This window comes from uncultured Modestobacter sp. (assembly GCF_947486615.1).
In the GTDB taxonomy this organism is placed as follows: Bacteria; Actinomycetota; Actinomycetes; order Mycobacteriales; family Geodermatophilaceae; genus Modestobacter.
This window is the reverse complement of sequence record NZ_CANKUD010000001.1, coordinates 458333-473171: the sequence shown is the minus strand read 5'-3', so window position 1 is coordinate 473171 and position 14839 is coordinate 458333. Positions and strand designations below refer to the sequence as shown.

Below are 14839 nucleotides of genomic sequence, written 5' to 3'. Positions count from 1 at the left end.
GGGCGGCGGCATGCCCACCTACCGAGTCAACGACGCCGCCGTCACCCAGGCCGAGAAGCTGATCGACGCCGGCGAGTACGACGACACCACCGAGTGGTCCGAGGCGGCGCCGTCCACCGCCGAGCAGAACGACGACCGCGAACGCGAGGGCCAGGAGGGCTACGGCGAGTGGCACCTGGCCGTCGACCAGGACAAGGGCGAGGGCACCAAGGGCCGGTACCGGTTCCCCTACGGCGACTTCTCGAAGGTCAACCGGGCGGCGCTGATCCACGCCAAGCAGCGGGCCAGCCAGAACGACCACCCGGAGATCGAGCAGGCCGCCGACGAGCTGCTGCAGCGGCTGGACGCCAAGCGGTCCTGACTCAGTCGGGCAGCATGCTGCCGGTCTCCAGGTAGCGGGTGTGCCAGCTGAGCGCCTCGGTGAGCAGGTGCGGGGTGTGCCGGCCGTGGCCGTCGCGCTCGGCCCGCTCGTAGTAGTCGGTCAGCAGGGGCCGGTAGTCCGGATGGGCGCACTTCTCGATCACCAGCTGGGCCCGCCGCCGCGGCGGCAGGCCGCGCAGGTCGGCCAGCCCGTGCTCGGTGACGACCACGGACACGTCGTGCTCGGTGTGGTCGACGTGGGACACCATCGGCACGATTGCCGAGATCGCCCCGCCCTTGGCCGTCGACGGGCTGAGGAAGAAGGAGACGTAGGCGTTGCGGGCGAAGTCACTCGACCCCCCGATCCCGTTCTGGATCCGGCTGCCCATCAGGTGCGTGGAGTTGACGTTGCCGTACAGGTCGGCCTCGATCATCCCGTTCATCGCCAGCACGCCCAGCCGCCGCACGATCTCCGGGTGGTTGCTGATCTCCTGGGGCCGCAGCAGGATCCGGTCGCGGAACTCCTCGATCTGCGACTCGAACCCGGCGATCGCCCCGGGGCTGAGCGAGAAGGCGGTGGCCGAGGCGGAGACCAGCGTGCCCGAGCGCAGCAGGTCGAGCATGCCGTCCTGCACCACCTCGGTGTAGGCGGTCAGCTGCTCGAACCGGGACTCCTGCAGCCCGGACAGCACGGCGTTGGCCACGTTGCCGACGCCGGACTGCAGCGGCAGCAGCTCGACCGGCAGCCGGCCGCGGGTGACCTGGTGCTCCAGGTACTCGATCAGGTGCCCGGCGATGGACCGGGCGACCTCGTCCGGCTCGCTGAACGGGGTGTTGCGGTCCGGGGCATGGGTCTCCACGACGGCGACGACCTTGTCCGGGTCGACCCGCAGGTGGGGCACGCCGATCCGGTCGTGCGGGCGGGTGAGCTGCACCGGCCGGCGGTTCGGCGGCAGCGCCGTCCCGTAGTAGACGTCGTGCATGCCGTCCAGCCCGGCCGGCTGCCAGCTGTTGACCTCCAGCACCACCCGCTCGGCGAGGTCCAGCCAGGTCTTGTTGTTCCCGACCGAGGACGACGGGATGAGCTGGCCGTCCTCGGTGATCCCGCTGACCTCGACGACGGCGACGTCCAGCGGGCCGAGGAACCCCTCCCAGGCCAGCTGGGCGACGTGGGAAAGGTGGACGTCGACGTAGTCGATGTCGCCGGCGTTGATCTTCTGCCGGGCGACCGGGTCGGACTGGTAGGGCAGTCGCAGCCCGATGCCGTCGGCGGCGGCGAGCGCGCCGTCCAGCTCGGGAGCGGTGGAGGCCCCGGTCCAGAGGTCGATCCGGAACGGGTCCCCGGCGGCGTGCGCGGCGGCGATCCGCTCGGCGAGCAGCGGGGGAACCGCCTTGGGGTGCCCTGCGCCGGTGAACCCGCTCATGCCGACGGTGTCACCGGGCCGGATCAGCGCGGCCGCCTCGGCGGCCGGCACCACCTTGCGGGCCAGTGCGGCGTTGCGGATCCGCGCGGTGCTCATCGTCCTCCGACCTCGTCGTGGCGGGCCGATCCGGCCCACCCGCCCGACGCTAGCCGCGGGACCATCGTCCTGCCCGAGGGGGCCGGACGACCCGGCTGCGGGTCCGGTGACACCGGACCCGCAGCCGTCTCACCGTCCAGGGCTCAGGCGGTGCGGGGCTCAGGAGGTGCGGGGCGAGTCGGAGCGCGCCCCGAGCTCGGCCACCGGGCCGCTCACCTTCCGCAAGCCCTTGACCGTGGCGAACGACGTCTCGTAGCCGACCGTCGCCTGCGGGTCCAGCCGCGGGTCGACGGCCAGCCCCTTGTCGCCGTTGCTGCGGATGAACCAGAAGTCGGCCTGCACCCGCTCCGGCGTCACGTCCAGGACGACGTAGCCGTGGCCGATGCCCTCCAGGTAGCGCACCCAGGGATTGGTGGCCTGGAAGGCGGCGGTGGTCGCGGTGGCGGCGGCCGCGGAGCCGACGGCCTCCTTGAACCCGTTGCTGGTCACCGACGGGCAGACGAACTCCACGCCGACCGAGTTGCCGTCGGCGGGGTAGGCGGCGAAGTCCGTGGGCAGGTCGTTGGCCCACGAGGAGTGGATGTCACCGGTGAGCACCACCGGGTCGGTGCCGCCAGCGGCCATGGCGTCCAGCACGGTGCGCTGGTCGGCCTGGTAGCCGTCCCACTGGTCGGTGTTGAACACCGAGCCGGGCACCGTGCCCGGCCGTGGGACGGCGAACACCCGGGCGAACACCGTCTGGTTGCCGACCAGGTGCCAGTCGGTCTGCCCGGAGCTGATGCCCTTCGTCAGCCAGTCCATCTGCGGCGGCTCGGGCAGGTGCCGGCGGGTGTCGGTCAGCGCCGGGTTGAGCTCGCCGTCCACGGTGCCCGGCACCTGCTCGCTGCGGTTCTGCCGGGTCTCGATCACCGACAGCTCGGCCAGGTCGCCGAAGCCGAACCGGCGGAAGAACTGCCGGCCCTTGCTCGGCCGCGGCTGCCACATCGCCGGCTCGCGGATCGGCATCCACTCCAGGTAGGCCTGGAACGCCTTCGCCCGGCGGAACAGGAAGTCGCCCTCGGGCCGCACGCCGTCCGGCTTGCCCGGCTCGGTGTAGGCGGTGTCCGGGTCGTCGTCCCGCTCGTGGTTCTCCGCGCCGGTGTCGTAGGCGTCGTTGGTGATCTCGTGGTCGTCGAAGATCACGATCCACGGGTGCTGCTGGTGCGCCCGCTGCAGGTCCGGGTCGGTCTTGTACAGGGCGTGCCGGATCCGGTAGTCCTCCAGCGACACCATCTCCACGGCCGGCTCGTGGTCGCGGATGCCGATCAGCGCGTTCGGGCCGTACCGGTCACCGGAGCCGGCGACGCCGGCCACCCGCGGGGAGTTGCCGTACTCGTAGAGGTAGTCGCCCAGGTGCAGCACGAAGTCGAGGTCGTCGCGCGCGGCGATGCCGCGGTAGGCGGTGAAGTAGCCGCCGGTGTAGTTGCTGCAGGACACGAAGGCCATCCGCAGCGCGTGGGTCTGCCCCGGCTCGTCCGGCGCGGTCTGGGTGCGGCCGACCGGGGAGGTCTGGCCGGCACAGGTGAAGCGGTAGAAGTAGCGCGTGTAGGGGGTCAGCCGGTTCACCACGACCTTGACGGTGTGGTCACGGCTGACGTCGGCGACGACGTTCCCGCTGCGCACGATCCGGGTGAACGCCTCGTCGGCGGCGACCTCCCAGCGCACCGGCACGGCCGGCCCGCGGCGGCTGCCGGGCAGCGACTCCGGGCTGGGCGTCACCCGGGTCCAGAGCAGCAGCTCGGTGGCCGTGGGGTCGCCGCTGGCGACGCCGAAGCCGAAGACGCCGGAGCGGGCGGTCTCGGCGACGGTGGCGCGGGCGGCCTCGGCGGTGAGCCCACCGAAGGTCAGGGCGGCGGCCGTGACGGCCCCGCCCTTCAGCACGGTGCGGCGGGACAGGGGTGCATCAAGCGGCATGGGGGCACTGTGGTTGCGCTGGGCGACGACTGGGCGGTGCGGACGTGAACGGCCGGCGTCCCACGCTCGGCCGTTTCCCCTGCCGGCTGCGTCACGGCAACCGTGCCGTTTCCGCTCTCCGGGTCGCGGGCAGGTGCAGAGGGCAGGCGAGCCGTGCCGGACCGCCCGAGCGCCCACTGGCGACCAGGACCGTCGAGCGCCGCCGTCCGGCACCGACCCGCGACACGGACGACGACGGGAGACCCCATGGCCATCGCCACGATCAACCCCACCACCGGGGAGACGCTGAAGACCTACGACCCGCTCTCCGACGACGCGTTGGAGGAGAAGATCGGTCGGGCCGCCACCGCCTACCGCAGCTACCGGCTCACCTCGGTGGAGGACCGGGTGCGCTGGCTGCGCGCGGCGGCCGACGCGCTGGACGCCGACACCGACGGCGTCGCCGAGCTGATGACCACCGAGATGGGCAAGACGCTGTCCTCGGCGAAGGCCGAGGTCGGCAAGTGCGCCAAGGCGCTGCGGTACTACGCCGAGCACGGGCCGGCGATGCTCGAGCCGCAGCAGCTGGACTCCGACGCCGTCGGTGCCCGGCAGGCGTACGTGACGTACCAGCCCCTCGGCGTGGTGCTGGCGGTCATGCCGTGGAACTTCCCGCTCTGGCAGGCGATGCGGTTCGCCGCACCGGCGCTGATGGCCGGCAACGTCGGCCTGCTCAAGCACGCCAGCAACGTGCCGCAGACCGCGCTGTACCTGGAAGAGCTGTTCCGCAAGGCCGGCTTCCCCGACGACGTCTTCCAGACCCTGCTGATCGGGTCCGGGACGATCGAGCGGGTCATCCGCGACGACCGGGTGGTCGCCGCGACGCTGACCGGCAGCGCGCCGGCCGGCCAGTCGGTCGCCTCGATCGCCGGGGACGCGCTCAAGCCCACCGTGCTGGAGCTCGGTGGCTCCGACCCGTTCATCGTGATGCCCTCGGCCGACCTGGAGGCTGCGGCCGGGGTCGCGGTCACCTCCCGCAACCAGAACAACGGGCAGAGCTGCATCTCGGCCAAGCGGTTCTTCGTGCACCGGGACGTCGCCGAGGAGTTCACCCGGATCTTCGCCGAGAAGATCGCTGCGCTCACCGTCGGTGACCCGATGGACCCTGACACCGAGGTCGGTCCGCTGGCGATGGAGTCGGGCCTGCAGGACGTGCACGACTACGTCGAGGACGCCCGCGCCAAGGGCGCCACCGTCGTGGTCGGCGGGCAGCGGGTCGACCGGCCGGGCTGGTTCTACGAGCCGACCCTGCTCACCGGGATCACCCCGGAGATGGACCTGTACGCCGAGGAGGTGTTCGGGCCGGTCGCGGCGCTGTGGACCGTCGACTCCCTGGACGAGGCGATCGAGATCGCCAACAGCCACCCCTACGGCCTGGGCTCCAACCTGTGGAGCGAGGACGAGGGGGAGCGGGCGCAGTTCGTCCGGGACATCGAGTCGGGGATGGCCTTCATCAACGGCATGACCACCAGCTACCCCCAGCTGCCCTTCGGCGGCGTGAAGCAGAGCGGCTACGGCCGGGAGCTCACCGAGCTGGGCATGCGCGAGTTCATGAACGCCAAGACCGTCTGGGTCGGGGCACCCAGCAGCGAGCAGCGGGCCGGGGACTCGGCGGGCTCGGCGAACGAGTGACCGGTGGCGGGGCGGGGACGACGTCCCCGCCCCGCCGCGTCACGCCGGTCGCAGCGGCGGGCCGACGCCGGCGACCGCGGTGCGCAGGCACTCGGGCAGGTCGGTCGCCGTGCCGGCGACCCCGGGCCCGCCGGCGGTGACCCAGGCGACCAGGCCGGCGGTCCGCTCGGGGGTCTGCACCTCCGACACCCAGACCGCCGGGCCCGGCCGGCCGGTGCCGGGGGAGCGGTGGGACAGCGCGGCCAGCGCCGCCCGGTCGCAGCGGCCCAGGCAGCCGGCGGTCACCAGCACCGCGCCGGTGGTGTGCCGCACGGCCTCGGCCACCTGCTCCACGCCGTCCGCCGTGCCGGCCAGCCGCCGCAGCGCCGCGCAGCGGTGCCCCACGCACAGCGCGACCATCGGCCCGCCGGCATCCCCGCCCGGCACCGGGCGGCGCCTCACGGCAGCAGGCCCCGCTCGGCCGCCTTGCGCAGCTTCTGCGGCACCAGCCGGACGACGCCGTCCACGGTCACCGGCACCAGGGGCACCGGCGTCGCCTTCCACTGCGACCGGCGGGAGCGGGTGTTGGACCGGGACGTCCTCCGCTTCGGGACGGCCATCGGTCAGCCCCGCTTCCGGGCGCCGTAACGCTGGTTGAAGCGCTCCACGCGGCCCGCGGTGTCCAGCACCCGCTGGTTGCCGGTCCAGAACGGGTGCGACGCCGCGCTGATCTCCACGTTGACCACCGGGAGCGTCTCGCCGTCCAGGTCGATCGTCTGGTCGGTGCTGATGGTGGAGCGGGTGCGGTAGGTCGCGCCGCTGGAGGTGTCGCGGAACACCACGGTGCGGTACTCGGGGTGGATGCCGGCTCTCATCGGGAACGGTCCTCTCGGTCGGTGGTGCTGGTGTGCAGGTCTGCCTCGTCCGCGGGGCCGGCGGCCTCGCAGGGGTCCTCGTGCCACTGGCCGAACGGGTCGGGCAGCGTGCGCCAGACGTCCTCGCCGGCGGCCAGCTCCTCGTCGGTCAGCAGGGCGGCCGACAGGGCGGCGGTGATCAGCTCGGCCGGCTGCCGGTGGGTGAGCACGACGATCTCGACGTCCCGGTCCCCGTGGAGGGGGTCCCAGCGCAGCGCGGCGGCGGCGGAGCGCTCCGGGTCGACCTGGCTCCACAGCTCGGCGTCGTCGCCCAGGGTGGCCAGCCACGGGCCGGCGTCGCCGATCCGCAGGCCACCGCCGGCGGACTCCAGCCAGATGGCCCGGTCGGGCTGGCTGGCCAGCCAGAGCCGGCCGCGGCTGCAGACCACGCCGCTCATCAGGACGTCGATCGCCTCGTGCAGCCGCTCGGGGGAGAAGGGCCGCGTGGCGGAGAAGTGCACCAGCTGAACGTCGGCGACGGCGTCCAGCGGCGGCTGGCCGGCGAGCAGGGCGTCGTGCGGGGTGGGCATCCGGCCGCGCGTGGCGGTGGACGGCAGCGTGGCCAGCAGCTCGTCGGGGTGGGTGGCGCCCAGCCGGCCCCGCGGCGCGCCGGGCAGCAGGCGGTCGAGCACGGCGGTGAGCCGGACCGCGGCCCATCCGTCGTCCGGTTCACCGGCGAGCAGCACGGCGTCGGCGGCGGTGACCTGGCCGACGGCGACCTGGGCCAGCGTCCGCTCGTCGTCCACCGTCGCCGCGAGGCCGTGGTCGGCCATCGTCTCGTCGCCGGTGGCGGCGTCGAACCAGCGGGCGGCGTCGACGGCGACGAGCACCCCGGCCACCTCGATCCAGTCGCCGGCGGTCTCCTGGGCGTCCTCCTCGGCGTCCTCGTCGAGGACGACCTCCTCCAGCGCCCAGCACAGGTGCTCGGGCTCCAGCGCGGGGTCCAGCTGCAGCACGATCCGGTCGACGTCGTCCCGGCGGGCCAGGGTGCGCAGCAGCGGCAGCAGGTCGAGACGGAGCGTGCAGGACAGGCAGCCGTGGGCGAGCTCGATCGCGGCGGTGGACTCGACGACCCCGTCGCCGCGCCGCTCGCGGGCGGTGCGGACGACGACGCCCTGACCGAGGCCACGGACGTCGTGGTGCACCACGACGGTGCCGGGCCGGTCGAGCAGGGGGGTGGCGGCCTGCGCGGTCAGGTCCCGGTCCAGGCCGCTGACGAGCACCAGGGGGGTGCGGCGGGAGGTCATGACCCCACCCTAGCTGCACACGGGAATCATGTTCATCTACTGTCTGTGCTGCTCCCGCCCACCGACTCCTGGAGGCGCACCACGATGGCCACCTACTGCGAGGTGACCGGACGCACGCCGAGCTTCGGCAAGTCCGTGAGCCACTCGCACCGCCGCACCAACCGCCGCTTCGACCCGAACCTGCAGTCCAAGCGCTTCTTCCTGGCCAGCGAGAACCGGTGGATCCGGCTCACCGTCTCGACCAGGGGGATCAAGACCATCGACGTCCAGGGCATCGAGGCCGTCGTCGCGCGCATCCGGGCCACCGACCCCGACGCGCGCCGTCGGCTGGGTGCCGGGCGGGGCAACGGCTGATGGCCAAGGGCAACGACATCCGGCCGATCATCAAGCTCAAGTCGACCGCCGGCACGGGCTACACGTACGTCACCCGGAAGAACCGGCGCAACGACCCCGACCGGCTCGTGCTGAAGAAGTACGACCCGAAGATCCGCAAGCACGTCGACTTCCGCGAGGAGCGCTGAGATGGCCAAGACCTCCAAGATCATGAAGGACCGGCAGCGGCGCGAGGTCGTCGCCCGGTACGCCGAGCGCCGCGCGGCCCTCAAGGAGCAGGCGCGCACCGCTGCCACGCCGGATGACCGGGCCGCCGCGCAGACCGCGCTGCAGCGCCTGCCGCGCGACTCCAGCCCCACCCGGCTGCGCAACCGGGACGTCGAGGACGGCCGGCCCCGCGGGCACCTGCGGAAGTTCGGCATCTCCCGCGTCCGGTTCCGGCAGATGGCGCACAACGGCGAGCTGCCCGGCATCACGAAGAGCTCCTGGTGAGCCCCGCACCGCGCCCGCCGCGGCCCCGCAAGAAGCGCAAGCTGGACGGTCCGGTCGACTGGAAGGACGTGCAGCAGCTGCGCACCTTCATCTCCGACCGCGGCAAGATCCGCGCCCGCCGGGTCACCGGGCTGACCCCGAAGCAGCACCGGCAGGTGGCCGGGGCGATCAAGAACGCCCGCGAGATGGCCCTGCTCCCGTACCCGTCGAAGGGCCGCTGAGCACCACGCTGCCGCTGAGCCCGGCGTTGCCGCCGAGCCCCGTGTTGCCGCCGAGCCCGTCATCGGCGCCCGAGCGCCCGCCGCGCACGGATCTGCGCCCGCTGCTCCGCCCGACCCCTGATCGAGGAGACCCCATGTCCGACTGCTGCTCGCCGAGTGGCTGCAACGCACCGGCCACCGCCACCGGACAGCCCGTCGCGCTGCCCGTCGGCGTGCCCGACCGGCGCAACCGCGCCGAGCGTCGCCGGGACGCCCGGCAGTCCAAGCGCTGACCGCCGCCCGCGCCACCGATCCACCTCCACCGCACCGACCCCTGAGAGAAGGCACCACCATGTCCTCGTCCCGGTCCCGCCCACTGGCCGCGCTCGCCGCCGGTGCGCTGGCGCTCACGCTGTCCGCCTGCGGGCTCTCCGACGGCAGCGACGACGCGGCGTCGGCGGGGGAGCAGGTGCTCCGGGTCGCGCTGGGCGACCCGGAGGCGTCGCTGTCGGTGCAGGACTACACGACCTCGTCCTTCACCGTGCTCGACCAGGTCTTCGAGCCGCTGGTCCGGTACACCGCCGACGGGACCTTCGCCCCGGCGCTGGCCGAGTCCTACGAGATCAGCGACGACGGCCTGACCATGACCTTCCGGCTGCGGCCGGGCGTCACCTTCACCGACGGGACGCCGTTCGACGCCGAGACCGCCCGCACCGACCTGCTGCGCTGGGTCGAGGACCCGGACAACAGCTTCCTCGGCCTGACCGGGGTGACCGAGTCGATCGAGGCGACCGACGAGGCGACGATCACCTGGCGGCTGAGCCAGCCGTACTACTCCGCGCTCAACGAGCTGGCCCTCACCCGCCCGGTGCGGTTCACCAGCCCGGCTGCCGCGGGCGAACCGGTGGGCACCGGCCCGTACCGGGTCGAGTCGCTGGACGAGCAGCAGGTCGTGCTCGTGCGCAACGACGACTGGTGGGGCGGCACCCCCACGCTGGACCGGGTCGAGTTCGCCGTCATCCCGGACGCCACCGCCCGGGTGGCCGCGCTGCAGGCCGGTGAGGTGGACGTGATCGGCGGGGAGTACACCGCCCCGCTCGCGCTGGAGGAGGCCGCGGCGCTGGAGTCGACCGAGGGGGTGGAGGTGCTCACCACCGAGTCCACGACCAACCTGCTGCTCACCGTCAACGCCGACACCGGCAACCCGGCGCTCGCCGACCCCGCGGTCCGACGGGCGATGGACCTGGCGGTGGACCGGCCGGGCATCGCCGAGGGCCTGTTCGAGGGCCGGGCCACCGCCGCCACGACCGTCTTCCCGGCCAACGTGCCCTACGGGCCGGACCCGGAGCCGGCCACCGCCGCCGACCCGGCCGCCGCCGGGGAGCTGCTGGAGCAGGCCGGCTGGACCGGCGACGGGGTGCGCAGCAAGGACGGCGTCCCGCTGCAGCTGGACCTCGTCCTGGATCCCGGGCTGCTGCCGCAGGCCACCTCGCTGAGCCAGGCCGTCGCCGACCAGCTGGGCGAGGTGGGCATCGGGGTGACCATCACGCCGCTGGACAGCACCGCCTACGGCACCACCGTCTCCGCCCGGGACTTCGACCTGCGCTTCTACTCCACCTACGGGGCGCCCTACGACCCGTACAGCACGCTGACGGCCAACTTCCGCAGCGTGCAGGAGGGGCACCTGTTCGCCTCACCCGAGCTCGACGCGCAGATCCCGGTGGCGCTGGCGGCGCCGGACGAGGACAGCCGGCAGGCCGCCTTCGACGCGATCTGGACGACGCTGGCGGAGCAGACCGCAGCGGTGCCGCTGGTGCAGCTGCCCCGCCAGTGGGCGGTCCGCGACACCGTCGAGGGGTTCGAGCTCGGTGCGACCGAGTACGACCTGCCGCTGAGCGACGTCACCGTCACCGGCTGACCGGTGGGCAGCTCCTGGGTCGCGGCGGCCGGCCGGGTGGCCGGTCGCCGCGCCGGGGAGGGCGCCGCGGTGCTGCTCGTGGCCTCGCTGCTGACCTTCGGGCTGCTGACCCTGGCCGCCGGGGACGCGGCCACCGCGATCGTGTTCGCCCGCGACGGGGTGGTCACCGCCGAGGCGGTGGCCCGGGTGCGGGCCGAGCTCGGCCTGGACCAGCCGGTGCCGGTGCGGTACCTGCACGGGCTCGGCGGGCTGTTCACGGGTGAACTCGGTGCCTCGGCGCGCACCGGCCGGGACGTCGCCGGCGAGGTGGGCGCCCGGCTCGGGCCGACGGTCACCCTGGCCACGGCCGGCGCGGTCGTCGCCGTGGTGCTCGGCCTGACCACCGGCGCCCTGGCCGCGCTGACCCGGCGCCGGGTGGTCCGGCTGCCGATCCGGGTGGGCTCCCTCGCGCTGCTGTCGGTGCCGGCCTTCGCCCTCGCCCAGCTCGGCGTGCTGCTGTTCGCCCTGCAGTGGGGGCTGCTGCCCACCCAGGGCATCGCCGGCTGGCCGTCGCTGGTGCTGCCGGCGGCGGTGATCGGGCTGCCGCTGGCCGCGGTGCTCGCCCAGGTCACCGAGGCGCGGCTGAGCAGCACGCTGCGCGAGCCGTTCGCCACCACCGCCCGGGCGCGTGGGCTGTCCCCGGCCCGGGTGCTGCTGGGCACCGCGCTGCCGAACGCGGCCGCGCCGCTGCTGGTGGTCGTCGGCGACGTGGTGGGCACCGCGCTGGCCGCCACCCTGGTCGCCGAGACCGCCTTCGGCTGGCCGGGGCTGGGTGACTACCTGGTGCGGGCGCTGCAGTTCCGCGACTGGTACCCGCTGCAGGCGGCGGTGCTGCTGATCGCGGTCGGCGCCGTCTCCGCCCGCGGCCTGGCCGGGTCGCTGGCCGCGCTCGTCGACGCCCGGGCCGGGGTGCGCACGTGACCGCTGCGCACCTGAGCGCGGCGGCCCGCGCCGCCCTCGGCCTGCTCGGGCTGCTGGTGCTGGCGGTGCTGGTCGGGCCGCTACTCAGCCCCTGGTCGCCCACCGCCACCGACCTCACCGCCGTCCGGGCGGGCCCCTCGGCCGCGCACTGGCTGGGCACCGACCACCTGGGCCGCGACGAGCTCACCCGGCTGCTGGTCGCCGGCCGGACCTCACTGGGCATCGTGGCGCTGACCGTGGCGATCGCGCTGCCCCTCGGCCTGGCGCTCGGGCTGCTCGCCGGCTGGCGCGGGGGCTGGGTGGACTCGCTGGTGCTGCGGGCCAGCGACGTCGTGGTCGCCGTCCCGGCGCTGCTGGTCGGGGTGGTGCTCGCCGGCGTGCTCGGCGGCGGGGCCGGAGGCCTGGTGCTCGCGCTGGCCGCCGGCGGCTGGGCCTCCTACGCCCGGCTGGTGCGGATGGAGGTGCTGCTGCGCCGGCGCGCCCCCGTCGTCCAGGCGCTGACCCTGCTCGGGGCCCGACCCGGCCGGGTGCTGGGCCGGCACCTGCTGCCGGCGGTCGCCGGGCCGGTGCTGGTGCTGGCCGGCACGGACGTCGCCGGCCTGGTGCTGGCGGTCTCCACGTTGAGCTTCCTCGGGCTGGGCGTGCGCCCGCCGACCCCGGAGTGGGGGTCGATGATCGTCGAGGCCCGGCCGTACCTGGCCACCGACCCGCGGCTGTTCCTGCTGCCGATGCTGGTGCTGGCGCTGCTGGTCCTGCTCGTGCTCGTGCTGGCCCGGCACGCGCAGGCCTGGACCACCCACGGCCGGCCGGCCGCGCGCGCACCCGGGCACCGTGCCCGCCCCGACCCCGCCGGGCGTGCCTCCGACGCGCTGCTGTCGGTGCGCGGGCTGACCGTGGAGCTGGCCGGGCCGGACGGTCGGCGCCGGGTGGTGGACGGCGTGGACCTCGACGTCGGACGGGGTGAGGTCGTGGCGCTGGTGGGCGCGAGCGGCTCGGGCAAGTCGCTGAACGCCGCAGCGCTGCTGGGCCTGCTCCCCGAGGCGGCGGGCGCGGTCGCCGGTGGTTCGGTGCGGCTGGCCGGGCAGGAGCTGGTCGGGTGCGCCGAACGCGACCTGCGCCGGGTGCGCGGCGCGCGGGTGGCGCTGGTGCCCCAGGACGTCGGCACCGCGCTGGACCCGCTGCGCCGGATCGGGCCGCAGGTGGCCGAGGCCGCCCGGCTGCACCGCGGGCTCGACCGGCGGGCGGCCACCGCGCTCGCCCGGGAGCTGCTGGTCTGGGCCGGCCTGTCCGACGTGGACCGCGTGCTGCGTGCCCGGCCCGCGGAGCTCTCCGGCGGCATGCGGCAGCGGGTGCTGGTCGCCGCTGCGCTCGCCGGCGGGCCGGAGCTGCTCGTCGCCGACGAGCCGACGAGCGCGCTGGACGCCGGCACCGCCGCGCAGGTGCTGGCCCTGCTGGCACGTGCCCGGGACGAGCGGGGCACCGCCGTGCTGCTGATCAGCCACGACCTCGGGCTGGTCGCCGCGCACGCCGACACGGTCACCGTCCTGGACGGCGGGCAGGTGGTCGAGTGCGGGCCGGTGGCCCGGGTGCTCGAGGCGCCCACGCACCCGGTGACCCGGGCGCTGCGCGACGCCGCCGCCCCGGCGACCGTCGCTGCCCATGCTCCCGCGGGTGCCCCGTTGCTCCGGGCCCGGGACGTCGGCGTGCGGTACCCGGCCGGGCGGTGGCGCCGGTCGGTGGGCCCGCCCGCGCTGGCCGGGGTGTCGTTCACCCTGCCGCGGGGTGGCGGGCTGGGCGTGGTGGGGGAGTCCGGCAGCGGCAAGACCACCCTCGCCCGGGTGCTCACCGGACTGCACCGGCCGACCACGGGCACCGTCGAGCTCGCCGGGGCCGCCCCCGTCGCCGGCTCCGGGCACGCCCAGCTCGTCTTCCAGGACCCGGCCACCGCACTCGATCCGCGGCAGTCCGTCGGCGCCGCGCTGGAGGAGGCCCTGCTGCTGGCCCGCCGGCGCGGCCGGCCCGTGCCCTCCGGCGGTGCCCCGGCGTTGCTCTCCCGCGTCGGGCTGGACCCCGAACTCGCCGGCCGCCGGCCCTGGCAGCTCTCCGGTGGCCAGCAGCAGCGGGTGGTCATCGCCCGCGCGCTGGCCGCGGCGCCCGAGCTGATGGTCCTCGACGAGCCGGTCAGCTCGCTGGACGCCGTCGTCCGCGCCGGGGTGCTGGAGCTGCTCCGGTCCCTGCGCGCCGAGGGCGTCGCACTGGTCGTCGTCTCGCACGACCTGGCCGCGGTGGCCGCGCTGACCGACGACCTGCTGGTGCTGCACCGCGGTGCGGTCGCCGACTGCGGCGGCACGCCCGCCGTCCTCGCCCGGCTGCGCCGGCACCCCACCCCCGACCCTGCGAGCCCCGACCGGGGCCGCGCAGCAACCCCATCCGCAGCACCCCCACCCCTGGAGGAGATCCACCCATGACCGATCAGCTCACCACCACCGACTGGCGCCGGCTGCTGCACGACTGGGACCGCCAGCAGAGCGGCTACCTGCGGCACCGCGAGGAGCGGTTCACCGCCGCCCTCGACGCGCTCGATGAGCTGGTCGGCGACCGGCTCGCCGCCGGCGGCACGGTGCTCGACCTGGCCTGCGGCCCGGGTTCGTTCGGTGCCCGGGTGCTGGAACGCTTCCCGGCCGCGCACGTGGTCGCCGTGGACATGGACCCGGTGCTCGTCGCCGTGGGTGCGGCTGCGCTGGGCGACGCGGGCGGGCGGCTGCAGTGGGTCGACGCCGACCTGCGCGACCCCGCCTGGCCGCAGCGGCTGCCGGTGACCCAGGTGGACGCGGTGGTCAGCTCCACCGCGCTGCACTGGCTGTCCGCCGCCCAGCTGGCCGCCACCTACCGGCGGGTTGCCGCGCTGCTGCCGGCCGGCGGCGTGCTGGCCAACGCGGACAACATGGCGCACGACCCGGGCCAGGTGGTGCTGACCCGGCTGTCCGAGGCGGCGGAGCGGCGCCGGGCGGATCAGGCGTTCGGCGCCGACGGCGTCCCGGACTGGGACGCCTGGTGGGCCGCCGCGCTCGCCGCACCCGAGCTGACCGGGGCCGTCGCCGAGCGGGAGCGGCGCAACGCCGCCGAGCGCGGCCCCGACGACCACGCGCCCGGCACCCGGCTGACCGGGCTGCGGATGCACGAGGCCGCGCTGGCCGAGGCCGGCTTCACCGAGGTCGGCACCGTCTGGCAGGACCACGACGACCGGGTGCTGCTCGCCGTCCGCTGACCGGCGGTCGCGTCCCGCCACCGT

General features: G+C 74.9%; 17 protein-coding genes. 11 read left to right on the top strand and 6 right to left on the bottom strand.

The annotated features are described in order from the left end of the window. Nucleotides 1-10 precede the first annotated feature (10 nt). The gene (locus tag Q1A09_RS02280; protein WP_299951624.1) at nt 11-361 is read left to right on the top strand and encodes a hypothetical protein; all 351 of its coding nucleotides are present in this window, start codon (nt 11-13) and stop codon (nt 359-361) included. 1 nt (nt 362) lies between these two features. Here Q1A09_RS02280 and Q1A09_RS02275 read toward each other — a convergent pair whose 3' ends face one another. Together Q1A09_RS02275 and Q1A09_RS02270 are read right to left on the bottom strand one after the other, a co-directional pair. Beyond that, a complete protein-coding gene (locus Q1A09_RS02275; RefSeq protein WP_299951622.1) occupies nt 363-1880 on the bottom strand; it encodes an acetyl-CoA hydrolase/transferase family protein in 1518 nt (505 codons plus the stop codon). A 159-nt stretch (nt 1881-2039) separates the two neighbouring features. After that, entirely contained in the window at nt 2040-3833 is a 1794-nt protein-coding gene (locus Q1A09_RS02270; RefSeq protein ID WP_299951620.1) for an alkaline phosphatase, read from the bottom strand. Nucleotides 3834-4079: 246 nt separating this feature from the next. Here Q1A09_RS02270 and Q1A09_RS02265 point away from each other — a divergent pair, with 246 nt between their 5' ends. Then, nucleotides 4080-5504, top strand: coding sequence for an NADP-dependent succinic semialdehyde dehydrogenase (locus tag Q1A09_RS02265; RefSeq protein ID WP_299951618.1), 1425 nt, complete (start codon nt 4080-4082; stop codon nt 5502-5504). Between the two features lie 39 nt (nt 5505-5543). Here Q1A09_RS02265 and Q1A09_RS02260 read toward each other — a convergent pair whose 3' ends face one another. The 4 genes from Q1A09_RS02260 to Q1A09_RS02245 are packed head-to-tail and all read right to left on the bottom strand — an operon-like array spanning nt 5544 to nt 7644. Further along, the gene (locus tag Q1A09_RS02260; RefSeq protein WP_299951616.1) at nt 5544-5945 is read right to left on the bottom strand and encodes a hypothetical protein; all 402 of its coding nucleotides are present in this window, start codon (nt 5943-5945) and stop codon (nt 5544-5546) included. Next, entirely contained in the window at nt 5942-6103 is a 162-nt protein-coding gene (rpmF, locus tag Q1A09_RS02255; protein WP_222195170.1) for a 50S ribosomal protein L32, read from the bottom strand. Before rpmF ends, Q1A09_RS02260 begins: the two co-directional genes overlap by 4 nt. 3 nt (nt 6104-6106) lie before the next feature. Next, the gene (locus Q1A09_RS02250; RefSeq protein WP_299951613.1) at nt 6107-6358 is read right to left on the bottom strand and encodes a type B 50S ribosomal protein L31; all 252 of its coding nucleotides are present in this window, start codon (nt 6356-6358) and stop codon (nt 6107-6109) included. Next, the gene (locus tag Q1A09_RS02245) at nt 6355-7644 is read right to left on the bottom strand and encodes a ribosome hibernation factor-recruiting GTPase MRF (RefSeq protein ID WP_299951611.1); all 1290 of its coding nucleotides are present in this window, start codon (nt 7642-7644) and stop codon (nt 6355-6357) included. The genes Q1A09_RS02250 and Q1A09_RS02245 overlap by 4 nt, the downstream gene beginning before the upstream one ends. A gap of 84 nt (nt 7645-7728) precedes the next feature. On the opposite strand from Q1A09_RS02245, the gene rpmB reads away from it, so the two are divergent. The 9 genes from rpmB to Q1A09_RS02200 all read left to right on the top strand — a co-directional run bounded on the left by rpmB (nt 7729) and on the right by Q1A09_RS02200 (nt 14815). Continuing rightward, on the top strand, nt 7729-7998 hold the full coding sequence (gene rpmB / locus Q1A09_RS02240; RefSeq protein ID WP_299952063.1) for a 50S ribosomal protein L28: 270 nt from the start codon (nt 7729-7731) through the stop codon (nt 7996-7998). Further along, nucleotides 7998-8165 (top strand): 50S ribosomal protein L33, encoded by a 168-nt coding sequence (rpmG, locus tag Q1A09_RS02235; protein ID WP_299951609.1) that lies wholly within the window; start codon nt 7998-8000, stop codon nt 8163-8165. Before rpmB ends, rpmG begins: the two co-directional genes overlap by 1 nt. 1 nt (nt 8166) lies before the next feature. After that, nucleotides 8167-8469: a 30S ribosomal protein S14 gene (gene rpsN, locus Q1A09_RS02230; RefSeq protein ID WP_299951607.1), complete on the top strand. Its 303-nt coding sequence runs from the start codon at nt 8167-8169 to the stop codon at nt 8467-8469. Next, nucleotides 8466-8690, top strand: a complete 225-nt coding sequence (gene rpsR, locus Q1A09_RS02225; RefSeq protein ID WP_299951605.1) for a 30S ribosomal protein S18 — start codon at nt 8466-8468, stop codon at nt 8688-8690. The genes rpsN and rpsR overlap by 4 nt, the downstream gene beginning before the upstream one ends. Nucleotides 8691-8824: 134 nt before the next feature. Next, the gene (locus tag Q1A09_RS02220) at nt 8825-8962 is read left to right on the top strand and encodes a hypothetical protein (protein WP_299951603.1); all 138 of its coding nucleotides are present in this window, start codon (nt 8825-8827) and stop codon (nt 8960-8962) included. Between the two features lie 59 nt (nt 8963-9021). Further along, on the top strand, nt 9022-10587 hold the full coding sequence (locus Q1A09_RS02215; protein ID WP_299951601.1) for an ABC transporter substrate-binding protein: 1566 nt from the start codon (nt 9022-9024) through the stop codon (nt 10585-10587). Nucleotides 10588-10590: 3 nt separating this feature from the next. Continuing rightward, nucleotides 10591-11547: an ABC transporter permease gene (locus Q1A09_RS02210; RefSeq protein WP_299951599.1), complete on the top strand. Its 957-nt coding sequence runs from the start codon at nt 10591-10593 to the stop codon at nt 11545-11547. After that, nucleotides 11544-14015, top strand: coding sequence for an ATP-binding cassette domain-containing protein (locus Q1A09_RS02205; protein WP_299951597.1), 2472 nt, complete (start codon nt 11544-11546; stop codon nt 14013-14015). Before Q1A09_RS02210 ends, Q1A09_RS02205 begins: the two co-directional genes overlap by 4 nt. Then, on the top strand, nt 14012-14815 hold the full coding sequence (locus tag Q1A09_RS02200; RefSeq protein WP_299951595.1) for a class I SAM-dependent methyltransferase: 804 nt from the start codon (nt 14012-14014) through the stop codon (nt 14813-14815). The genes Q1A09_RS02205 and Q1A09_RS02200 overlap by 4 nt, the downstream gene beginning before the upstream one ends. Nucleotides 14816-14839 lie beyond the last annotated feature (24 nt).